This window comes from Photobacterium sanguinicancri, assembly GCF_002265265.1.
In the GTDB taxonomy this organism is placed as follows: domain Bacteria; phylum Pseudomonadota; class Gammaproteobacteria; order Enterobacterales; family Vibrionaceae; genus Photobacterium; species Photobacterium sanguinicancri.
In genome coordinates this window covers 1-18447 of the sequence record NZ_NOIF01000019.1, presented here as the reverse complement: position 1 = coordinate 18447, position 18447 = coordinate 1, and the positions used below count along the sequence as shown (strand labels likewise).

Below are 18447 nucleotides of genomic sequence, written 5' to 3'. Positions count from 1 at the left end.
AGGATGTCCAGTACTTTACATTATTGATTGCTACTCTTAGTTAATAGGCAGAGGACGCTGTTGAAAGATGGATGGTTGAATGGATTACCAAAATCAGATTGAGTGCGAATGGTTACATAGCCCTTCGATAAACGAAGTAAAAGATCAGTGGCTGGCGCTTGAACCTAATACCAAGCCCAATCCCTTTATTTCATGGTGTTGGATTGGGCCATGGCTCGAAACCTTTGTTGATGATTTTTGGTTACTAACGGCCTGCAACAGTGACCAAGTAGTCGGGCTCGGCATTTTTACGGTGAAACAGAAAAGAAATTGGTTGGGGCAAAGTTACAACCATTATTCTTTGCATCGACTCGGAGATGAACAAGCCGATCAAATTTGGATTGAATATAATGACTTCCTTCTTGAGTGCGAACATGAAGCGCAAATAAGAGAAGCGATGTTTAGTGCCGTTAAACTAAGGCTGCAACCGAGAGACTGTTTATCCGTAGGAGCAAGCCGCGAAGAGGTTATTTTTCATGATGCTTTTATAACGGATCAGACGAGGACGATGTTCCCGCGAACGGTATGGCAAAGCTCCAGTTATTTTATCGATTTTAAACGATTAAATAGTAATGGCCAGACGCTAGATGAATCGCTGTCGAAAAGTGCACGTAAGCAAATACGGCGAAGTATTAAAAAGTATGAGCGCAGCGGGTTTTTAAAAGTGCATACAGCAGATTCTTGTGAAAAGGCGTTAATATTGTTTGAGCAGGCTAAGCATAGGCACATGAATCGCTGGGGGAGTAATCTCGGGGAGAGTGGCTTTGCGAATCCTGAATTTGTTCAATTTCATCAGGCTTTTATTCGTCATAATTTCTCAAAAGGTATGATACAAATCCACCGAGTTACAGCGGGTGAAAGTGATCTAGGTATTATTTATAACTTTCATTTTGGCGGCGTGGTTTATTTCTATTTAAGTGCACTTTCATATAGTGATGATCCGCAGCTAAAGCCTGGATTAGTTGCCCATTATTTATTGATCGAACAGGCACTTGCTGGTGGGATGAAAATGTATGATTTTATGGGGGGAGAGGCTCGATACAAACAAACATTTTCAAACAACCGTCAGCGACTTTCGATAATAGAATATCACCAGCCACATTTTGCCCTATCGCTACAAAATATGGCTAGGAGTGCTAAGCGTCTTATGGTTCAAAGCAGCTGATTGCCTCTTTAAATGCTCCCATAAAGGTGTCTCCATTCAATACTGGGTTTCCACAAAAATCATGCAATGGTGTCTTACCTGTTGATTCACTCGTCGTTAGAAACGGGTAGGGCGTTTCTGTACGGGTAAGTGCTTTCGTGGGTGTGAAGTCGCCGACAGAAGGCGCTTTAAACCAACCATCCAGTTTCTCGCCGCCACCCCAAAAATCTTTGCGCAATACTGTATTGTTGAATTGTTCAGCAACGCCTTTATCTCGTTCTCTTATGCTACCGCTTAAGATGTTATTGGTAACTAAAGCGGTTGATTGCCTAAAGCGAACATCAATACCACTGGTGTTATACAGGATATTGTTATTGACGATACTGTCTTTCCCTTGGTTGATATACACCCCAACATCGTTGCAATGCATCATAATATTGTTGCGGACAACAGAAAGGTTTGTTTCAAAATTTGATTTATCTCGTCTGGTGGCGCGTTTCATTCCTCCGCCCCCCAAAGAAACACCAACTTGATAACCCCCATAATCATTACTTGTACTGTTACAGACGATGAGGTTGTTTTCGATCACACCATTATTAGAGCCCCCTTTGATAAAAGCGCCATAACTGACTTGATTGCCCCCCAACTTAATAAAGTCTCTAATAATATTGTTGTTAAGTACCCAACTGTTACCTGAATCGAGGTTAATGGGAGTGACTGAGCTGGAAGACTCACTGGGTTCGGTAAAGTAGAAATAATTATGAGAAACTTTGCCAAAATCAGGATAGTTGTTGTTAACTCCGTTAACTTTTATAGCGGCGTTAAAATCCACAAACTCATTATGAGTGATTTGTAAATTATCGGCATGCCCGACAATATGCATTGCATGCTCACAGTGAGGTTGGCAGTTCCCAATGAAGCGCAGCCCTGTGATAATCCAGTTGGGCCTATTGATAAATAAACCTTCTAACGTACTGAGTTCTAAGTTCACCTTCCCTGCAGTTTCAGCCCTAACGATAACGGGGTTATTTGCTGTAGGATAAGCAAGGCTACTGTTGATCCGTTTTTGTTCAAGGTAGTAATCACCATTTTTGATGACTATTTCCATACCGGGTTGTGCGGTATTAATGGCTTTAATGATGTCTTGTTCATTATCGACAATAATAGAGCGACTCACACTGGGAAGGTCAGCATATGCTGTAGAGAAGTTAGGGCCTACCGTTGGCCAATTGCTACTATCAAACTCTCGCCAAAAATAGTTGTTGGTCGTTAGCGTTTCACTGGCGTTTAATAGGGTGTCACCTGCGATAGCAACAGTAGGGTAATCTTTTTTTATCGTATGTCCAATACGTTGGAGTGTCTCAGGAAGCGCTTCTGCTTGGTTGCTAACTTGGTTGTAAACGCTATAACCCAAAAAAATGATAAGGATATGGGCGAAAAGACCAACGGCGGCAAAGTAGCTTTTTATACTGTTTATTGGGAACTTCATATTTGCCTCATTGAGTCTGATTAGCGTTATTACATCTGTTTAGCATCTGACTTTGTTAGTTTTTGCCAAACCATCATTTTTAGTTTACTAAGTTGAAGTGAAATAAGGGCATAGGTCGTGGAATGGTTTTTAAATAGGGTGATAAAGCTGATTAATACAGCAACGTAAATAGAGGTGTAGACAAAACTTGTTGCTAATACACATAGCAGATTAGTCACTTCATTTATGAGTAACAGCTGAAACGGTGCTGTGATCAAGTAAGCCGCGCCCGAAGCAATGACAAAGGGGAGCGATTCGAGAAGATAGGCCGCAACAGATAAAGAGATCAGGCGTTGCAACACGAAAAGCAGAACAAGGCAACTTACTGCTGTTAGTATTATCCTAGCAATAACAAGCGCTTCAATGTCCCCCCAGTACACAGCAAGAAATAAGACAATACTCGAGACAATGGCTGTTATTAACTCAAATTTGAAGAGAAACTTTATTTTATCAAGCAACGTTAATACATCAAAAAGCGCAAATAAGAGTATGCGTGTAATTAATAACGGTGCAGCAATCGGTAAGAGGTTAGCAACGACAGACCATTTTTCAGCACTACCTAATGCTATTATCACAAGCTGCTCAGCGTTTATCGCTAACAAGCCCGTCAACAGTATGACAACGACACTGGTGGTAATTAAGGTGTTGTGAAAAATGGTCGTGAATTGTGGTGATTTCCTGTCAAGTTGACCAAGACCAGGGTAAAGTATTGATATAAATGGCAAAACAAGAACATCTGATGCTGTCTCATATATTCTCTGGGTGATACTAAATGCACCTAACGCTGCTGAACCAACAAATTTTGATATTATGAGTTGATCGCATTTGTTGTTGAAATAATTGACGATGCCTTTTAGTAATGTCCACTGAGAGAACGAAATTTGTTTGTTCAATCGACTTAAACAGAGTGCTGGTCGGTAGCTGGAAAAATAATAACTTGTTGTCGTGATAATAGCGAAATAACTCACCATGCCAACAATATAGGCCCAATATGTCGGGGTTATTAAAATTAGAATGAGTGTTATTATAAAGGAGGTTATTTTTGCGCTTGCATCCCAGAACATCAACGTTTTAAATGCCATGTCTTTTTTTAATAGCGCAATGCCAATATTGGCAAAGGCGAGAAAGAGTGGAATTAATGCTAACGCTTTTAATATATTCTCAAGCTGTGGTTCATTAAAATAAGAGGCAGTCCAGCTTGAAAAGCTAAATATAGTTAAAGCAATAAGCAGTTTAATAATGAGTTGAATAGTCCACGCGGTGTTGATGTCTTCAGAGTCTGGGTCAACCTCTTTAATTAAGTAGGCTTCAGTACCTAATCGAGAAAATAGGTCAAAAAAAGCGGTAACTAAGGTCGCGGTTGCGATAAGCCCGAATTCATCAACGGATAGAATTCGAGCGAAAATTAGCATGGTAAGTATGCCAACAGCAGAAGATACCCACGAGGCGATGGTTAGCCAGAAAGAAGCTGAAGCTAATTTTTTTACGAAAGACATTGAATTTGACCTGATCCCATAAGATCACACAAAGTGTAGTAATCTTCAGGGATGCCAATATCAATGAAAAACCCATCAAGAATACTGGCGCCTATCGTTTGATGAGCAAGTTCATGGTGCAGAAAGTCTTCTTCAAAAGAAAAGCAATCAAGCTTAGGAAGCTTTGTAAGTAACTCTGGTTGAGTTAAATAAACACCAGCATTGATGTAACCTTTAGACCCCGCTTTTTTTTCTTGAAACCCAGTGACTAGCATGTCGTTATCGATGGTGAGTTTGCCGTAGCGAGCAGTGTCGTCAATTGCCTTTGCGGCAATAATCAGTAATTTATCGGTTTTATCTTGTTCTAGCTTTGATAAGTTAAATTCAACAAAAGTGTCACCATTTAGGATGACTATGCTTTCATTCGGTTGAAACGAAGCATTGAGTAATACGTTTTTAATCGCGCCGCCAGTACCGAGTGGTGATGCTTCAGCGATATATTCAATATGTAGACTTCTGTATTGGTCGCCGAAGTGGTGAATAATGCATTCTTTTAAGTGGGATACTGCTAAAACAACCCGCGATACTCCCTGAGAAATAAGATAGTCAAATTGATGTTCAAGAAAGGGAACACCGGCAACATTGACCATAGGTTTGGGTTTGTTGTTGGTGATGCTGCTCAATCTTGTACCTAGACCACCACAAAGGATAATGGCCGTTGTGGTGGTATTACCCATTGAAATATCCTTTCTCGACAAACCCGCAAATAGCATGACCAATAAGGATGTGGCATTCCTGTATACGTGCAGTATGTGATGATGGAACAGAGATACACAAATCGCACATGGCTTTCATATCGCCACCTTTACCTGTTAATCCTATGGTCGTAATGCCTCTTTCTTTTGCTATCTCGATTGCTCGTAAGATATTTGGAGATTTACCTGATGTACTAATGCCAATGAATACATCGCCTTTTCTCCCATTGGCCTGCAGTTGGCGAGCGAACAGTTTTTCAAAGCCGTAATCGTTCCCTATGGCAGTAAGTATCGATGTATCCGTAGTAAGCGCTTGTGCAGGGAGGCCGGGGCGATCAAATTCAAAACGACTCACAAATTCAGCAGCAATATGCTGGGCATCTGCTGCACTGCCACCGTTACCTGCGAGCAGCACTTGATTACCGGCTTGATAAGCCTCTAAGCAGATCTCTCCCGCACGCGCCATTGCTTCTAACACGTCATCGTGCTCAAGTAAGCGTTGCTTGGTTTCGATAGAAGAACGAATTTGCTGGTTAAAATACGTTAGGCTTTCCATGATTGTGTTCCTTGCCAAGTGAAGTGGAATGGCTGGATCTTGCCGTCTAAATCTGAGAGTGATTCCTCAACACTGAGTCGGTGGATAGGGTCGACAAACAGCATCATGAAGCCACCACCGCCAGCGCCTGAAATTTTGAGCGACTTAGCCCCAGATGTTAGTGCGCGATCTTCAATCAAATTAATATGGGGAGTTGCAATGGAATCTGATGTGGCTTTTTTTGCATTCCATGACTCTTGGAGCAGATCAGACATGCCGCAGATATCAGAGTGCAATAGTCGTTCTTTCATCTCAAAAGCGAACCGCTTAACGTCATGCATCGCTTCAAGTGGTTTTTTATCTGTAGAAGTGGTCGTTTTAACCTGATCTTCAATGATTTGAGCTGACGAACGTGAAACACCAGTGAAATAAAGCATTAACTGGCTCTCTAGTTCGTTAATAATTGGCTGGCGAATACGAAGCGGATTAACTAAAACGCGCTCGTTTTCATAGAACTCCATGAAGTTAAAACCACCAAAAGTGGTTGCATACTGGTCTTGTTTACCACCAGAGAGTTGGCAATCAATACGTTCTATATCGTAAGCCAATCGAGCAACTTCATATTCATCTAACGATAAATTGAGCAGTTTTTGGTAAGCACTGATGATGGTTACAACCATAGTTGAAGACGAGCCTAACCCGCTTCCTGGTGGGGCTTCAGAGTGGGTGTAAACCGTCACTGCTAATGGTTTGTTGTCGTTAAATTGGCTGACAATACGGTTGTAAACGGCTTTATGTAGGAGGAGTTCACCCTCTAATTCGAGGTAGTTAAGTAAAGGGGAGTGGTAAGTGACGTCAATATCTTGTGCGACAAAAGAAATGCCTTTTTCGGGCGAATGTAGCTCTATGGTGCAATGTGCATACATATTAATAGTTGCATTTAACACGCAGCCACCATATTGGTCGCAATAGGGAGATATATCGGTGCCGCCACCAGCAAGGCCTAAACGAAGTGGAGAACGAGAGCGAACAATCATAATAAGCATCCTTACTTGCGCATGAATTACTGAAATTTCGGCGACTACTCGTTTGTATTTGTTGCGGATAAAACTTGGTTTACATCAAATAGTCATCCTATATTTAGGATGGATGCAGAGTATGTTTTGTGCAAGTTTGTCTCGTGACTAAAGCAAATAAGTACAATATAAATATGCAACAGCGAAATCTGATTTGAGATTTCTCAGGGATGAAGTATGGAATCACTACTTTTTTTAGGTTGCCTCGTACTATTAGTGTACTTGTGCTGGAAATCAACCAAGATAACAGCAGAAAAGGATGATTGATGCGTGATCTTGTGTTTGTTACAGCGTTTGCTTTCATGGCTGTTTTTGCTATTAGACGGCCGTTTATTGCATTATCGTTATGGCTTTGGTCTGGCTTGTTTGTCCCAACACACTGGTTAGGTGGATTTGCTGCTTCTTTTAGTTATAACTCTGCTTTTGCGGCTTTAACTATGCTGGGTTACCTTATTTTAAGGGACAAACCTCGATTCAAACTGACAGGTCTTTTCGTTTGTGTCCTTCTTTTTTGTATTCATACATTATTGGCGACACAATTTACCCTTGCGTATTTTGAGTTGGTTTGGTTTGAGTGGGTTAAATTCTTTAAAATAATTCTTACTTTTATTTTTGTGTGCTTGTTAGTTAGGAAAAAAGCACATTTTGATATGGTTGTTTGGGCCGTTGTTTTATCAATCGGCTTTTACGGTTGTGTTGAAGGGTTAAAGTTTATTTTGTCTTTTGGTGGACATAAAATAGCAGGCCCTAATAGTCATTTACTCAGTGATAATAATCACTTAGCTGTTGCTTTGTGTATGACCATCCCCTTGGCGCTTTATTTGTTCTCTCAAGAGGAAAGTAAAATAATAAAGTACATACTTTGTGGGATAACTGCATTCTGTGTTATTTCAGTATTGGGTACACATTCAAGAGGGGGGTTATTAGGCCTTATCATTATAGGTGGTTATTTTTGGATGCGAAGTAGTAGCAAGATGGTATCGCTTATAGTGATGTGCTTGGTGCTATCGGTTGCCTTATTCTATCTCCCTGATAGCTGGTTTGATCGAATGAATACCATCGAGCAAGCTGATCAAGATGGTTCGTTTATGCATCGGGTAACGTCGTGGAAGATCCATACCCTGATGGCGATGGATAATCCTATCTTTGGCGGTGGTTTTAAAGCTGCGCAGTATGCACACCTGTGGCAACTGACGGCACTTAATATTGATGCTTTGAGCTTTATTCCTTCACCTGAACCCGGTGAAAAAGGCCTCGCAGCACATAGTATTTACTTTCAAGTGATTGGTGATCAGGGATTTGTTGGTTTTATTCTTTTTGCTTTTATTCTATCGCTGACCTATTTCCAGTTAACTGCGGTAGAGAAGTATTTTGTAAATGATAAAAGCGAAAAAAATGCTTGGGAGTATGAGCTTGCCAAAATGCTTAAGGTTTCTTTTCTTGCATTTTGTGCAGCAGGTGCAGCGCTCTCCCTCGCGTACCTTGAGTTATTTTGGGCTTTAGTCGCGGTGAGTAATTGCCTTTATGTTCATTCCTATTTTTGCAAGCAGCATCGTAGTCAGGATATGACTGCAGTTAAAGTTTAATTTGATAATTTATGCTTCGCAATTATATCAAAAATAAGGTTGGAACTTTTCCAGCGAATTGCTGGTAATAGTTCTTTAGAAATAGTTGATGCATCTTCAGGCATAGCTGACAAACCATGTACTTTAAGGTTAGGTACAATAGAGGATTGTTGCATATAACGGGTTGAATACCGTACACGGCGTCTTAAATAAAGTTTGATGTCTTTAATAGAGAAAATAGCTAAGGGTTCATAGGTAAAAATAGCACTTTGGCAAACGCCAATCCGTTGTTTGGGGTGATCACTGTTTTGTTCTAAGTTCGTCGCTGATAAATAGCCTAGCATACTATCATCGCCAATCAGGCCAACAGGCAGTTTAACGTCTTGGCTTATTATTTTTGATATAAACGGTTGAGATAGTAAGTATAGGTTGCCGGTAAACTGATGTTTTTCTAGTAACTCTTTTCTCCAAGCGATAGAACTTCTTCCATGTTCAAACGGAAAGCTTGAAATACTATTGTAGGCTGGGTGACTGAGGTGAAAATCAATGATGTTTTTGATGGCATCGTTTTCCAATTCTAAATCTCCATCGACAAAGATAGGGATTGAAGAATGATCATAATAATCGTAAGTGAATATATTCCAGGCATTAGATTTGTCGCCAATTGACAACTCTACGACATGCACTTTTTTGTTTTTCTTTGCGATCTTGTAAGCGACTTCTGCTGTTTTGTCTTTGCATCCATTGGCCATGATGTAGATGTCAGCACTATAATTTCCTTGGTTTTTTATAATACTGTTAACTGACTTCTCTATATGATGCTCTAGGTTGTAAGCAAACACACAGATTTGTATTTTAGACATTATTTAACCTCTACAGGTGGGGATGGTAAAGATGTCGATAATCATTGAATGTTGATCAAATCAACGATTTTGTTGGCATTTTTTTGCCATTCTAATTCTTTTATTTCTATGGTTTTTACTGCTTCTTTCTGCAGTTGTTCCCGTAAAGTTGCATCATTGATGAGTTGTTCAATTTTAGCGAGTAAGTGCTGCATATTATTGGATTCAAAAAGAAGGCCGTTTACTTCGTCCGTGATAAGTTCTCGAATATTAGCTGTGTTAGGTGCCACAACCGCTTTACCTGTCGCTAAGTATTCAATCAGCTTTAGAGGAGAGCACCAAGGTGTGACTGCAGGTTGAATCGCGATATCGATTTGTTCTAGCCAGTAGGGCATGTCTTCCCTGCTAACTAACCCTGTAATGTGAATGCGATCAATCATTCTCATGGCTTTAGCTTGGTCTTTTAGCGCTTCTAAAACAGGTCCGTCACCAACAATCAAAAACATGACATTATCTGCCTGATGGCGCGCTAACATCGTGAGTACCTGATCTAGTTGGTGCCATTCGCGACAGAAACCGACAAAACCAACGACAAGTTTATTTTTGAAGCGATCATGGCGTTCATTTTTGCGTATAGACGAAAAAACGCGCTTATCGATTCCATTGTGAATGACAGTGATTTTGTCGTTAGTGACACCCGCTGTTCGAATATAGCCTGCAAGTACCTCAGTGACAGGAAGCAGGTGATCGGCATTGCGCCAGGCATAATATTCAGACCATTTTGCAAGCATACCAAAGGCAACGCCACCGTAGTTCATTCGCTCTTGATAAAGTGGAGAGTTAACCTCAAGAATCAGTGGTAGGTTAAATAGCTGCTTCGCCCAAATACCTGAGGGTAAGTAGAGGTTATAGCGCTCATAAATTGCATCGGGTTGGTGTTTTTTGATTGCTTGGCAGAGTTTAATAAAATCATAGAAACAATAGCCAAACTCCAGTAACTCACTGATGACCTTTGGTAACTTTTGACGCAGACGAGAAACCCAGCCACCATCACTACCAAAACTTGCTTTTTCTGCTACGTTCGGTGCCACCATGATGACGGTATGGCCTTGATCACGCAGGGCAGATACGATGGCATCAATATGAACATATTGGCCATCTTTGGAAGCGATGCGGTGGTGGTAGAGTATCTTCATCCGTGATAAACCTTTTTTCTAATTCACTAATTCACTAATTCACTAATTCACTAAATAGTGCATATTGCTTGTCAGATGTACTCTGCCAGTCAAATTGTTCTGCGTACTTGCGGGTATCTAATCGTGTGAAGGTTTTATGGCTAAGCTGGTTGATTGCTTTGGCAATTTGCTGTGGCTCTCTGTCGACTAATACCCCAGCATGGGGATGTTGTACAACTTCGGGTGAACCCCAAATTTTGGTGGCAACCACAGGGGTGCCACAGGCCATCGCTTCTAATAATACGTTAGCCCAACCTTCTCGGCTGGAAGCTAAAACTAATGTATCGGCAGCACCATAGTATTTACACAGCATAGGCTGCGGTTGTTGTCCCAAAAAGTGAACACGCCCCTCTAGCCCTAGTGATGTAACCAGTTGCTTGAGCTTTTTATCTTCAGGGCCGTTGCCTGCAATCAATAAAATCGCGTTTGGTACATCATTGATAGCACGGATCACATGATGATGCCCTTTACGTTCAATCAGCCAGCCAACTGAAATCACGATCGTTTTATCAGCTGGTAGTTCTAATTCTTCACGAAGTTGCTGTTGTTTATCTTCATTGCTGAATTGAAACAGATCCAAATCGACTCCGTTACGGAGTGTGCTTACTTTTTGTGGCTCAGCACCAAGTGAGAGCATTTCTTGGCGCAGTGCTTCACACACTGCCATGTTGTGATTACTGTCTTGAAGCACTTGTTGGATTTGCCGTTTAGGCTTACTAAATTGTGGAATAAGGTTAATGTCAGTCCCGCGAGCCGTTACTGTATAAGGGATGTTAAAACGTTTGGCGACTTGGTTGATAGCAACGCCATCGGGATAGAAATAGTGGCCATCGATAGCATCAAACGTCAGCCCTTGATCAAGAAGGGCCTGAATTTGCTTTTCTATACTATGAGCAAGGGTGACAGGTGTTAATGTCATGCCTATTTTGGGTATGACAAGATAGCGAGGGTGATACACCTCAAACCCATTGCGCTGTTCATGCTGTGGTGTGTTGGCATATAGGCTGTACTGGCCAAAGTAAGCGGACTTGAATGGGAACCATGGGACAGGGGCGATAACCGTAATGTTCACGTCGGGATAATGTTTTTTTAAATGCTTTAGCCTTGTCTCAATAAATACGCCATGTTTAGGATCCATGCTATTTGGGAACAGTGTCGAAATCGTTAATATATTCATACTGAGACTGTTTCCTATTGCTTCATCATGAATTGAGAGAACATCAGTAAACACCACAATGACGCACCATGATCGCGATAACCTTCGCTGTGTTCTTGTAGCATTTTTTTAAGGTGGTCGACATTGAAGTAACCACTGTCCAGCATATTGGTGGACAAAACAGAATCGTGTAGCGTTTGCTTAAGGGATGTCCTAAACCATTGGCTAATCGGCATGGAGAATCCCATTTTAGGTCGATACAAAATGTCTTGGTTAATATAGGGTTCTAAGGCTTTTTTGAACGCGTACTTTCCTTGTACCCCTTTACCTTGCACGCTCTGAATATTGTCTTGGCTACGAACGCTAAAAGCCCACTCGATAAACTCATGGTCCAATAAAGGTGCACGGACTTCTAGCGAGTTAGCCATACTGGCGCGGTCAACTTTAGTCAGAATATCGCCGACTAACCACGTTTTTATATCTAAGTATTGAATGAGCTTGAGGGGATCATCGGTTGGGGCATTATTGGCATGTTGTGTTAATTGATCGATACCGTTATAGCCATTCAACTGCTGGTGATATTGGGTACTAAATAATTGTTCGCGTTCATCCACACGCAGCTTAGATATAGAGCTGGCATACGCTTCTACTTGGTTTAATGCCAGCGATTGAAACGTTGTTTTGGCGCGTAATGGGCGTGGTGCCCAATCAGCCTTGGGATAAAGCCTGCCGAGTGAGCCAAATATGGTTTTACGGAAACGGGAAGGGATTGCTTGGCGGACTCTTTGCTCTGCTAAATGCATGCGATGGCGGCGATATCCACCGAATATCTCATCACCACCGTCACCTGATAGTGCAACTTTAACCGACTTTCTGGCGAGCTGACATACTCTGTATGTAGGCAATGCAGAACTGTCGGCAAACGGTTCATCGTAAATATCATTGAGTTGCTTAATTAAGCTGACATCATCAGCATCCACAATGTGAGCGATATGATTGGTACTGTATTGGTTCGCGATTTGAAGGGCATATTCACTTTCATCAAATTCAGCTTCATTGAAGCCAATAGCACAGGTGTTTACAGGGTTATTTTGTAAGCGAGCCATCATAGAGACAATGGCGCTAGAGTCGACACCACCAGAAAGAAATGCCCCTAATGGTACATCTGCCATTAAACGTATTTTTACTGCGTCTTCTAACTGTTCAATCAATGCCCCTTGGGTTTGCTCCCAACTTAAATAATTTTCAGGCGCTGAAAGATCCCAATAAGGGGATGTTCTTAATTGCTCTCCGGGTGTTAGCAGCATGGTATGGCCAGCTTCAAGTTTATAGATATGCTGGTAAGCCGTGTAGGGATCTGGGATATAACCATACATGAAGAAATCTTCTGCCATTTCAGGTCGTAACGCATGGCTCACTTCTGGGTGTTCAAGCAGTACTTTTAATTCAGATGCAAAAACAAGTTGCCCTTGGGCTGTTTGGCTGTAAAAAAGAGGCTTCTTGCCCAAACGATCACGAGCAATAAATAATTGACGACGGTTAGTATCCCAAATGGCAAAGGTAAACATACCGCGAAAACGCGTTACCGCTTTTTCTCCCCATTCTTCCCATGCGTGCACAATGACCTCGGTGTCACTGTATGTACTAAAGACATGACCCGCTTGTGTTAGCTCAGCAACTAAGGATTGAAAGTTATAAATCTCACCATTGAAAACGACTGCGATACTACCATCTTCATTGAATAGCGGCTGATGACCGCCTGATAAATCGATGATAGACAAACGACGGTGCGCCAAGCCAATGTAACTGTCAAAATAGTAACCTTCATCATCTGGACCGCGATGGCTTTGCCGACGATTAATGGTTTTAAGTAGCTCTGGCTGTAATGGGGCGGTTCGATAAAGATTGAAAATCCCCGCAATTCCACACATAGATAATCCTTTTATGGTGAGCGTCCGTCATCATGGCTACTGCCATTGTTTTGCTAGTTCTCGTATTGTGCTCTCGCTAAGAGTTGTACTGGCAACCGCGAGTACTTCTGCCGTTGCATTTTGTCCTGTAATTAAGCGGGTCGCTTGTGCCCACTTAATATCAATGGGCTTACTTGAGCAAAAGTCATCGACACAGTACCAGTAGATGATTTTCATCTGTGTGCCAGTATCATTTAAAACAAGGACTTCGGTGGCATCGAGATCTGGAGTTAACTGAATAACCTGTGAAGCCACTTCCCTCCAGTGTTTCTTATTAAATAATTGATTGTTTTGATTGATAATTTCGCCTTCATCTTGACGAAGACTGAATATTGCATTGAAGTACTCAACACTGCCATCTTGACTCTGACCTAAGACGTGTTGTTGAGCGTGTTGAAACTGAATTCCCCATTTTGATTGACTGATAGGCGTGACATTGTTTGGCATCAGCTTTGCGTTTTTCGCGACGATATCGTTAGTTTTAAAGGATTGTTCCCATAACCCTAAGCTTAGTAAAACCATGGTTAAACAACCGATAACTTTCAGACTTTTATCTGCTTTCTCGGTAGAGACATTATGAAAGGCAAAGTCAGTGCTTTTCGCAGGAGGATCGGCAAAGATATTGGCAGTGAAAAAGATAACCAAAATAACAATACTGAAAAATACCCAACCATATACGAGGTGATCAGCACCTGTTGCGTGCTCCATATCGCTGAGGTAACCAATAGTGATAATGCCAAAAGCCCTGAGTCCATTGGCAACAATAGGGAAGATAAAAGAAAAGCCAGTGAAAAGGATTCGTTTCCACCAATGGTTGAATTGCAAGTAGGCAAAAAGCGTTCCCAAGGCAATGCTCGAAATAAGAAAGCGTATACCAGAACATGCTTCAGCAACGTGAAATTGGCCATTAGGAATCGTGAGGTAAAGGCCTTCACGGTATACCGGAATATTAACAATATTTAAGAAGAAAACGGAAAGATCAGCTGTGATAATCTGAAGTGCCGGTACCAGCTCTTCGCCAAAGGGCGCCGCAAAAATCAAAAAGAGGATAGGGAACCAAAGTAGCTTTGCCATTGGGGTGCCAATGACTGCCCATATGATGAGTTGCAAACTGACTACACTGGCCACGTGCTGAAATAAAGATATATCGGCTGCGCGCCCAAGAAGCCATAACATCGCAGGAAAAATGAGTAAGAAAAGAGGGATCCAACTAGAGGTGTAAGGTACTTTCCGAATATCTTGTCGCTTTTGCCATACTAGCCATAATGAAATAGGAACAATCAAAAAGCAGTGTTCATAGGTTTTTGATTGCATCCATACACTGACCATTGTTTGTAAAGAGCCTGAAAAAACCAGCCCCCACGCGGCCAAAGGAAGCATTAAGCGTAATATGATAGAGTTATTCATGGCTCTCTCCTAAATAGCTTAATAGGGGGGTGAGTTTGGCCTCCCAGCTAAAATTGGCTTCAAGCCATTGACGGGACTCCGTTGCGGTAAGTACTGGATTCTCTAATTTTTCAATAATCCAAGCTGTGATTTCTTCAGGGGAATCCTCGACAGAAAGGTATTGCGTCGGGTAGTTTTCAAGCCCCTCCATGCCGATGGTGGATGAGAGAACAGGCTTCGCCATCGCCATTGCTTCTAATATTTTATTTTGAATCCCACGAGCCATCCGCATTGGTGCGATGGCGCCTTTCGCATGTTGCATATATGGGCGAATATCTTCAACTCTGCCCGTTACCACAACCCCTTTTTCTTGCGCTAAATTGAGTACAGATTTAGGCGGGGCTGAACCGACGATATAAAAATAACTCTCTGGTTGCGCGGCAAGCACACTTGGCCATACATTTTCGACAAACCACAAAACAGCATCAATATTGGGGCGGTAGTCCATAGCGCCAGTGAAAACGATGTAGTTTTGTGAATCTAATGCGTAGGGCTCTGATAGCACAGAGGGTTGCTCGGGCGAAAAGTAAGCGCAATCGAGACCATTTTCAAGAATTTGAATTTTTGGTTTGGTCTGTTTATCGACCATGGTTTTAAATTGGTCAGCTTCAGTTTCTGAAATAAAACAGCTGATATCAAAGTTATCAGCAACGTTTATCTCAAAATGCTCTAGCGTCGTATGTTCTCGTTGATAAACATAGCGCATGATGCCCGTTGCTTGATGTGCATACTGGCGCCATTTATCGGAATCAATATCAGCAAAATGAATCACTTTATGAATCGAAGTGGGCGGATTAAGTAGGTACTGCGCCATACAGCCTGAATAGACGAAGGCCTTTTCGATACCATGGGTGGTTATAACCTGATTAACCCAGTTTTGCATTTTTTTGTGCGAGTAGTAAGGCACTGTGATTGGATCACCCGTTAAAAAAGCGCGTAAGCCTTTAACCTTTGCTATAGAAGGATTCAGTGGAATAAAGAGGGTCTCTTTACACAGTTTTTTTACGTCATCGACATAGCGCTGATCAAACTGATCATCGATAAAACAACCAAGATAAACATCGAAATGGCGACTTAAAAATTTAAGTACGTTGCACGTTGTTATCTTATCGCCTTTATTGGGCGGGAAAGGAATGCGGTGGCATAGGTATAACAATGGCTCTTTCATAGTGTTCACCCTAAATACTTCGATAACATTGGCCCTAATTGGCGACTAATGCCGAGTGGCAGTTTTTGCCATGCTTGGATGAAAAAACGATACTTTGGATTGTTTGGCGATAAGTTAGGGAGAGATTTTGCGTTAACAAGGGCAATGCGATAGTGCAGTGGTTTTTCGTCCATTCCCCAGTGACGTTTATATTGATAAGCGCCCGAGTCAATTTTGCTACGGCCAAAATCAAAAGCGTCAGCCCCTTTTTTCTGGGCTTCACACATGAGCTGGTAGTACATAAAGTCATTACTTTTTAGCTGTCTGGCTTGCGTTGTACCGCCGCCATAATAGGGAAGGACTTGTTTTTTGTAGTAAAAACTTAAAACGCTTGAAACAGGGACATTGTTACTGTCCCTAATAACGAGCGTTTCACAACGTTCGCCAAAAGTTTGTTTTAACTCACTAAAAAGCGCTTTGTTAAAAACAGGTGTACCCAAATTTCGGACTGATTCAGCATATACTTGATAACAAAGTGCAGGGTTATTTGTTAGATCTGCGTGTAAGCTGTTTTTATTGGATTGGCGAATAACAGCGCGTTGTTTACGTTTAACCGTCGAGAGGATGGCATCAGGGTTAGCTTCGAGCGCACATGAGAACGTTGCGTGATGACAATGTGGCTGCCAAGGTGCTTCACTTTCTTTATTCTCTTTGTCCCTTAGTTCAATGTAATCAACATTGAGTGAACATCCTAGTTCATAAGCTGCTTTTTCTAATGCTTTTCTAACATCATCATCATCGGCAATAACACCGCCGTAAACGCAAAAAGGGGTCGAGACTAGCGCATGACCAAACAATCGACTTTTTTGCTCAAAAAGCGGCAATATGCCGACAAGCTGATCATCATTTTCCGCTAATAAATAGTGATGACGATGACCAAAAACTTTACTGATAACATGTTGCCACCCCGTTAGATGAAAAAAGCTACCGTCGTCATGGTTATCAACGTAATTGTCCCAAGCTGGAAAGTCGTTGTCTGCTATCTTCCTGATTGCTAGATTTTTCATCGCTTACTAATCCATGTAATTGATAGGTGTTGTACATTGTGTCCCACTGGAAATCGCTGAGGAGCCGATGAATGCGGGCTTCCATACGATTCAAGTTCAGGTAGTGCCGTACACGAGATTTTATTGAAATACCGTGCATTTGTGGTTGCATAGGGTCAATTTCCCACGGATGGAAATAAAAACTGAAAGGCTGTTGAGTTTGTTGCCTGAAACGCTCTATGAAATAGCGACTTAAAGCATATGGGTACAATCGAAAATATCCCCCACCACCAATAGGTACATTTCGATTTAGTACATTGAGTGTTGGAATTGGAATTTCGATAATCCCTTCTTGGCGTAGATGCTTAAATCGAGGCCACTCTGGTGTGCCGTAAATATCGTGTTTAACAGGATAAGTGCTGCTAGTGTAGCTAAAGCCCGCTTGTTGTAATTCTTCAAAAGCCCAAGTGTTACCTAGCCCAATTGAAAAGCTGGGTGCACGGTAGCCATGCACGCGCATACCAGATTGATCTTCGAGTAGCTGCTTACTGCGACATATATCTTGCCTAAAGGTTTCTCGTGTTTGTTTGTTCGCATGCTGGTGGGCAAAACCATGGCTCGCCAACTCATGCCCACCTGCAACAATTGCTCGTGCTAAATTGGGGCAGGCTTCTGCGACCCAACCTAAGATAAAAAACGTAGCTTTTACATCATGCTGATCAAGGATGTTAAGAATGCGATGAGTATTCTTTTCAACACGTAACGGGTATTTATTGCCCCAATCCTCCCGTTTTACAACAGATGAAAATGCTTCAACATGAAAGTAATCTTCTACATCAATGGTTAAAGCATTGGTTGTTGGGAGAATGTTATTTGTGAATCCATTCATGGCAAGCCCTCTAGAATAAGTGATGGAATATCAAGAACTAACGTCCTTTACCAAACAGCACTATTTCAGAAGTGCGCACGAGTATCAGTAAATCAAGGATAAAGCTACGATGTTTTATGTAATAAAGGTCAAACTTTAGTTTTTCAATGGCATCTTCCTTGCCACAACCATAGGGATACTTTAGTTGAGCCCAGCCTGTTAAGCCGGGCTTAACATTATGGCGATGGTTGTAATATGGAATAGACTCTTCGAATTGTTCTGAAAAATGAGGGCGTTCAGGGCGAGGGCCAACAAAACACATATCACCTCGAAAAACATTAAAAAGTTGGGGTAGCTCGTCTATGCGATATTTACGAAGGTAGTGGCCAACTCTGGTTATGCGAGGGTCTGCTTTTTCTGCCCATTTTATGCCATCTTTTTCCGCGTCTAAGGACATGCTTCTAAATTTATAGATTTTGAATGGTTTCCCTTTCAAACCAATACGTTGCTGGGAATATAAAATGGGCGATGAAATACCGTCTTCTAACTTTATAAATAAAATAGCGAATAAAATAAGCGGCCAACAAAAGAGTAAAATTAAAACAGCGACTGAACTATTA

The 18447-nt window shown here is 41.7% G+C and carries 16 protein-coding genes; 2 read left to right on the top strand and 14 right to left on the bottom strand.

The window, feature by feature from the left end; translation table 11 throughout:
* Positions 1 to 79: 79 nt before the first annotated feature.
* Positions 80 to 1204: a GNAT family N-acetyltransferase gene (locus tag ASV53_RS05160; protein WP_094955988.1), complete on the top strand. Its 1125-nt coding sequence runs from the start codon at positions 80 to 82 to the stop codon at positions 1202 to 1204.
* Here ASV53_RS05160 and ASV53_RS05155 read toward each other — a convergent pair.
* From ASV53_RS05155 to ASV53_RS05135, 5 genes are read right to left on the bottom strand one after another with little or no spacing between them, the layout of a single operon-like run.
* On the bottom strand, positions 1185 to 2672 hold the full coding sequence (locus ASV53_RS05155; RefSeq protein ID WP_094955989.1) for a polysaccharide lyase domain-containing protein: 1488 nt from the start codon (positions 2670 to 2672) through the stop codon (positions 1185 to 1187). The two genes, ASV53_RS05160 and ASV53_RS05155, sit on opposite strands and share 20 nt — an antisense overlap.
* A 29-nt stretch (positions 2673 to 2701) precedes the next feature.
* Positions 2702 to 4207, bottom strand: a complete 1506-nt coding sequence (locus ASV53_RS05150; RefSeq protein ID WP_094955990.1) for an oligosaccharide flippase family protein — start codon at positions 4205 to 4207, stop codon at positions 2702 to 2704.
* The gene (locus tag ASV53_RS05145; protein WP_189337811.1) at positions 4195 to 4923 is read right to left on the bottom strand and encodes a nucleotidyltransferase family protein; all 729 of its coding nucleotides are present in this window, start codon (positions 4921 to 4923) and stop codon (positions 4195 to 4197) included. Before ASV53_RS05145 ends, ASV53_RS05150 begins: the two co-directional genes overlap by 13 nt.
* On the bottom strand, positions 4916 to 5497 hold the full coding sequence (locus tag ASV53_RS05140; protein WP_094955992.1) for a D-sedoheptulose-7-phosphate isomerase: 582 nt from the start codon (positions 5495 to 5497) through the stop codon (positions 4916 to 4918). Before ASV53_RS05140 ends, ASV53_RS05145 begins: the two co-directional genes overlap by 8 nt.
* Positions 5485 to 6513 carry a GHMP family kinase ATP-binding protein gene (locus ASV53_RS05135; protein ID WP_062687602.1) on the bottom strand — a complete coding sequence of 343 codons (1029 nt, stop codon included), beginning with the start codon at positions 6511 to 6513 and terminating at the stop codon, positions 5485 to 5487. Before ASV53_RS05135 ends, ASV53_RS05140 begins: the two co-directional genes overlap by 13 nt.
* Positions 6514 to 6818: 305 nt before the next feature.
* On the opposite strand from ASV53_RS05135, the gene ASV53_RS05130 reads away from it, so the two are divergent.
* Positions 6819 to 8138: a putative O-glycosylation ligase, exosortase A system-associated gene (locus ASV53_RS05130; RefSeq protein WP_094955993.1), complete on the top strand. Its 1320-nt coding sequence runs from the start codon at positions 6819 to 6821 to the stop codon at positions 8136 to 8138.
* Here ASV53_RS05130 and ASV53_RS05125 read toward each other — a convergent pair.
* The 9 genes from ASV53_RS05125 to ASV53_RS25970 are packed head-to-tail and all read right to left on the bottom strand — an operon-like array spanning position 8135 to position 18380.
* Entirely contained in the window at positions 8135 to 8980 is an 846-nt protein-coding gene (locus ASV53_RS05125) for a glycosyltransferase family A protein (protein ID WP_094955994.1), read from the bottom strand. The genes ASV53_RS05130 and ASV53_RS05125 overlap by 4 nt on opposite strands.
* A 41-nt stretch (positions 8981 to 9021) precedes the next feature.
* The gene (locus ASV53_RS05120) at positions 9022 to 10155 is read right to left on the bottom strand and encodes a glycosyltransferase family 4 protein (protein WP_094955995.1); all 1134 of its coding nucleotides are present in this window, start codon (positions 10153 to 10155) and stop codon (positions 9022 to 9024) included.
* 34 nt (positions 10156 to 10189) lie between these two features.
* A complete protein-coding gene (locus ASV53_RS05115) occupies positions 10190 to 11371 on the bottom strand; it encodes a glycosyltransferase family 4 protein (RefSeq protein ID WP_094955996.1) in 1182 nt (393 codons plus the stop codon).
* Positions 11372 to 11385: 14 nt separating this feature from the next.
* Positions 11386 to 13281, bottom strand: a complete 1896-nt coding sequence (locus ASV53_RS05110) for an XrtA/PEP-CTERM system amidotransferase (RefSeq protein WP_094955998.1) — start codon at positions 13279 to 13281, stop codon at positions 11386 to 11388.
* Between the two features lie 36 nt (positions 13282 to 13317).
* Positions 13318 to 14727, bottom strand: a complete 1410-nt coding sequence (gene xrtA / locus ASV53_RS05105; RefSeq protein WP_094955999.1) for an exosortase A — start codon at positions 14725 to 14727, stop codon at positions 13318 to 13320.
* Positions 14720 to 15934: a TIGR03087 family PEP-CTERM/XrtA system glycosyltransferase gene (locus ASV53_RS05100; RefSeq protein ID WP_094956000.1), complete on the bottom strand. Its 1215-nt coding sequence runs from the start codon at positions 15932 to 15934 to the stop codon at positions 14720 to 14722. Before ASV53_RS05100 ends, xrtA begins: the two co-directional genes overlap by 8 nt.
* 5 nt (positions 15935 to 15939) lie before the next feature.
* Positions 15940 to 16980: a FemAB family XrtA/PEP-CTERM system-associated protein gene (locus ASV53_RS05095; RefSeq protein ID WP_094956001.1), complete on the bottom strand. Its 1041-nt coding sequence runs from the start codon at positions 16978 to 16980 to the stop codon at positions 15940 to 15942.
* The gene (locus ASV53_RS05090; RefSeq protein ID WP_094956002.1) at positions 16916 to 17848 is read right to left on the bottom strand and encodes an XrtA system polysaccharide deacetylase; all 933 of its coding nucleotides are present in this window, start codon (positions 17846 to 17848) and stop codon (positions 16916 to 16918) included. The genes ASV53_RS05095 and ASV53_RS05090 overlap by 65 nt, the downstream gene beginning before the upstream one ends.
* A 37-nt stretch (positions 17849 to 17885) precedes the next feature.
* A complete protein-coding gene (locus tag ASV53_RS25970; protein ID WP_369126371.1) occupies positions 17886 to 18380 on the bottom strand; it encodes a sugar transferase in 495 nt (164 codons plus the stop codon).
* Positions 18381 to 18447: the final 67 nt, after the last annotated feature.

Bases quoted from the DNA above. Each gene is read 5' to 3' on its own strand.
- ASV53_RS05160 (WP_094955988.1), top strand. From the start codon at position 80: ATGGATTACCAAAATCAGATTGAGTGCGAATGGTTACATAGCCCTTCG.
- ASV53_RS05155 (WP_094955989.1), bottom strand. From the start codon at position 2,672: ATGAAGTTCCCAATAAACAGTATAAAAAGCTACTTTGCCGCCGTTGGT.
- ASV53_RS05150 (WP_094955990.1), bottom strand. From the start codon at position 4,207: ATGTCTTTCGTAAAAAAATTAGCTTCAGCTTCTTTCTGGCTAACCATC.
- ASV53_RS05145 (WP_189337811.1), bottom strand. From the start codon at position 4,923: ATGGGTAATACCACCACAACGGCCATTATCCTTTGTGGTGGTCTAGGT.
- ASV53_RS05140 (WP_094955992.1), bottom strand. From the start codon at position 5,497: ATGGAAAGCCTAACGTATTTTAACCAGCAAATTCGTTCTTCTATCGAA.
- ASV53_RS05135 (WP_062687602.1), bottom strand. From the start codon at position 6,513: ATGATTGTTCGCTCTCGTTCTCCACTTCGTTTAGGCCTTGCTGGTGGC.
- ASV53_RS05130 (WP_094955993.1), top strand. From the start codon at position 6,819: ATGCGTGATCTTGTGTTTGTTACAGCGTTTGCTTTCATGGCTGTTTTT.
- ASV53_RS05125 (WP_094955994.1), bottom strand. From the start codon at position 8,980: ATGTCTAAAATACAAATCTGTGTGTTTGCTTACAACCTAGAGCATCAT.
- ASV53_RS05120 (WP_094955995.1), bottom strand. From the start codon at position 10,155: ATGAAGATACTCTACCACCACCGCATCGCTTCCAAAGATGGCCAATAT.
- ASV53_RS05115 (WP_094955996.1), bottom strand. From the start codon at position 11,371: ATGAATATATTAACGATTTCGACACTGTTCCCAAATAGCATGGATCCT.
- ASV53_RS05110 (WP_094955998.1), bottom strand. From the start codon at position 13,281: ATGTGTGGAATTGCGGGGATTTTCAATCTTTATCGAACCGCCCCATTA.
- xrtA (WP_094955999.1), bottom strand. From the start codon at position 14,727: ATGAATAACTCTATCATATTACGCTTAATGCTTCCTTTGGCCGCGTGG.
- ASV53_RS05100 (WP_094956000.1), bottom strand. From the start codon at position 15,934: ATGAAAGAGCCATTGTTATACCTATGCCACCGCATTCCTTTCCCGCCC.
- ASV53_RS05095 (WP_094956001.1), bottom strand. From the start codon at position 16,980: ATGAAAAATCTAGCAATCAGGAAGATAGCAGACAACGACTTTCCAGCT.
- ASV53_RS05090 (WP_094956002.1), bottom strand. From the start codon at position 17,848: ATGAATGGATTCACAAATAACATTCTCCCAACAACCAATGCTTTAACC.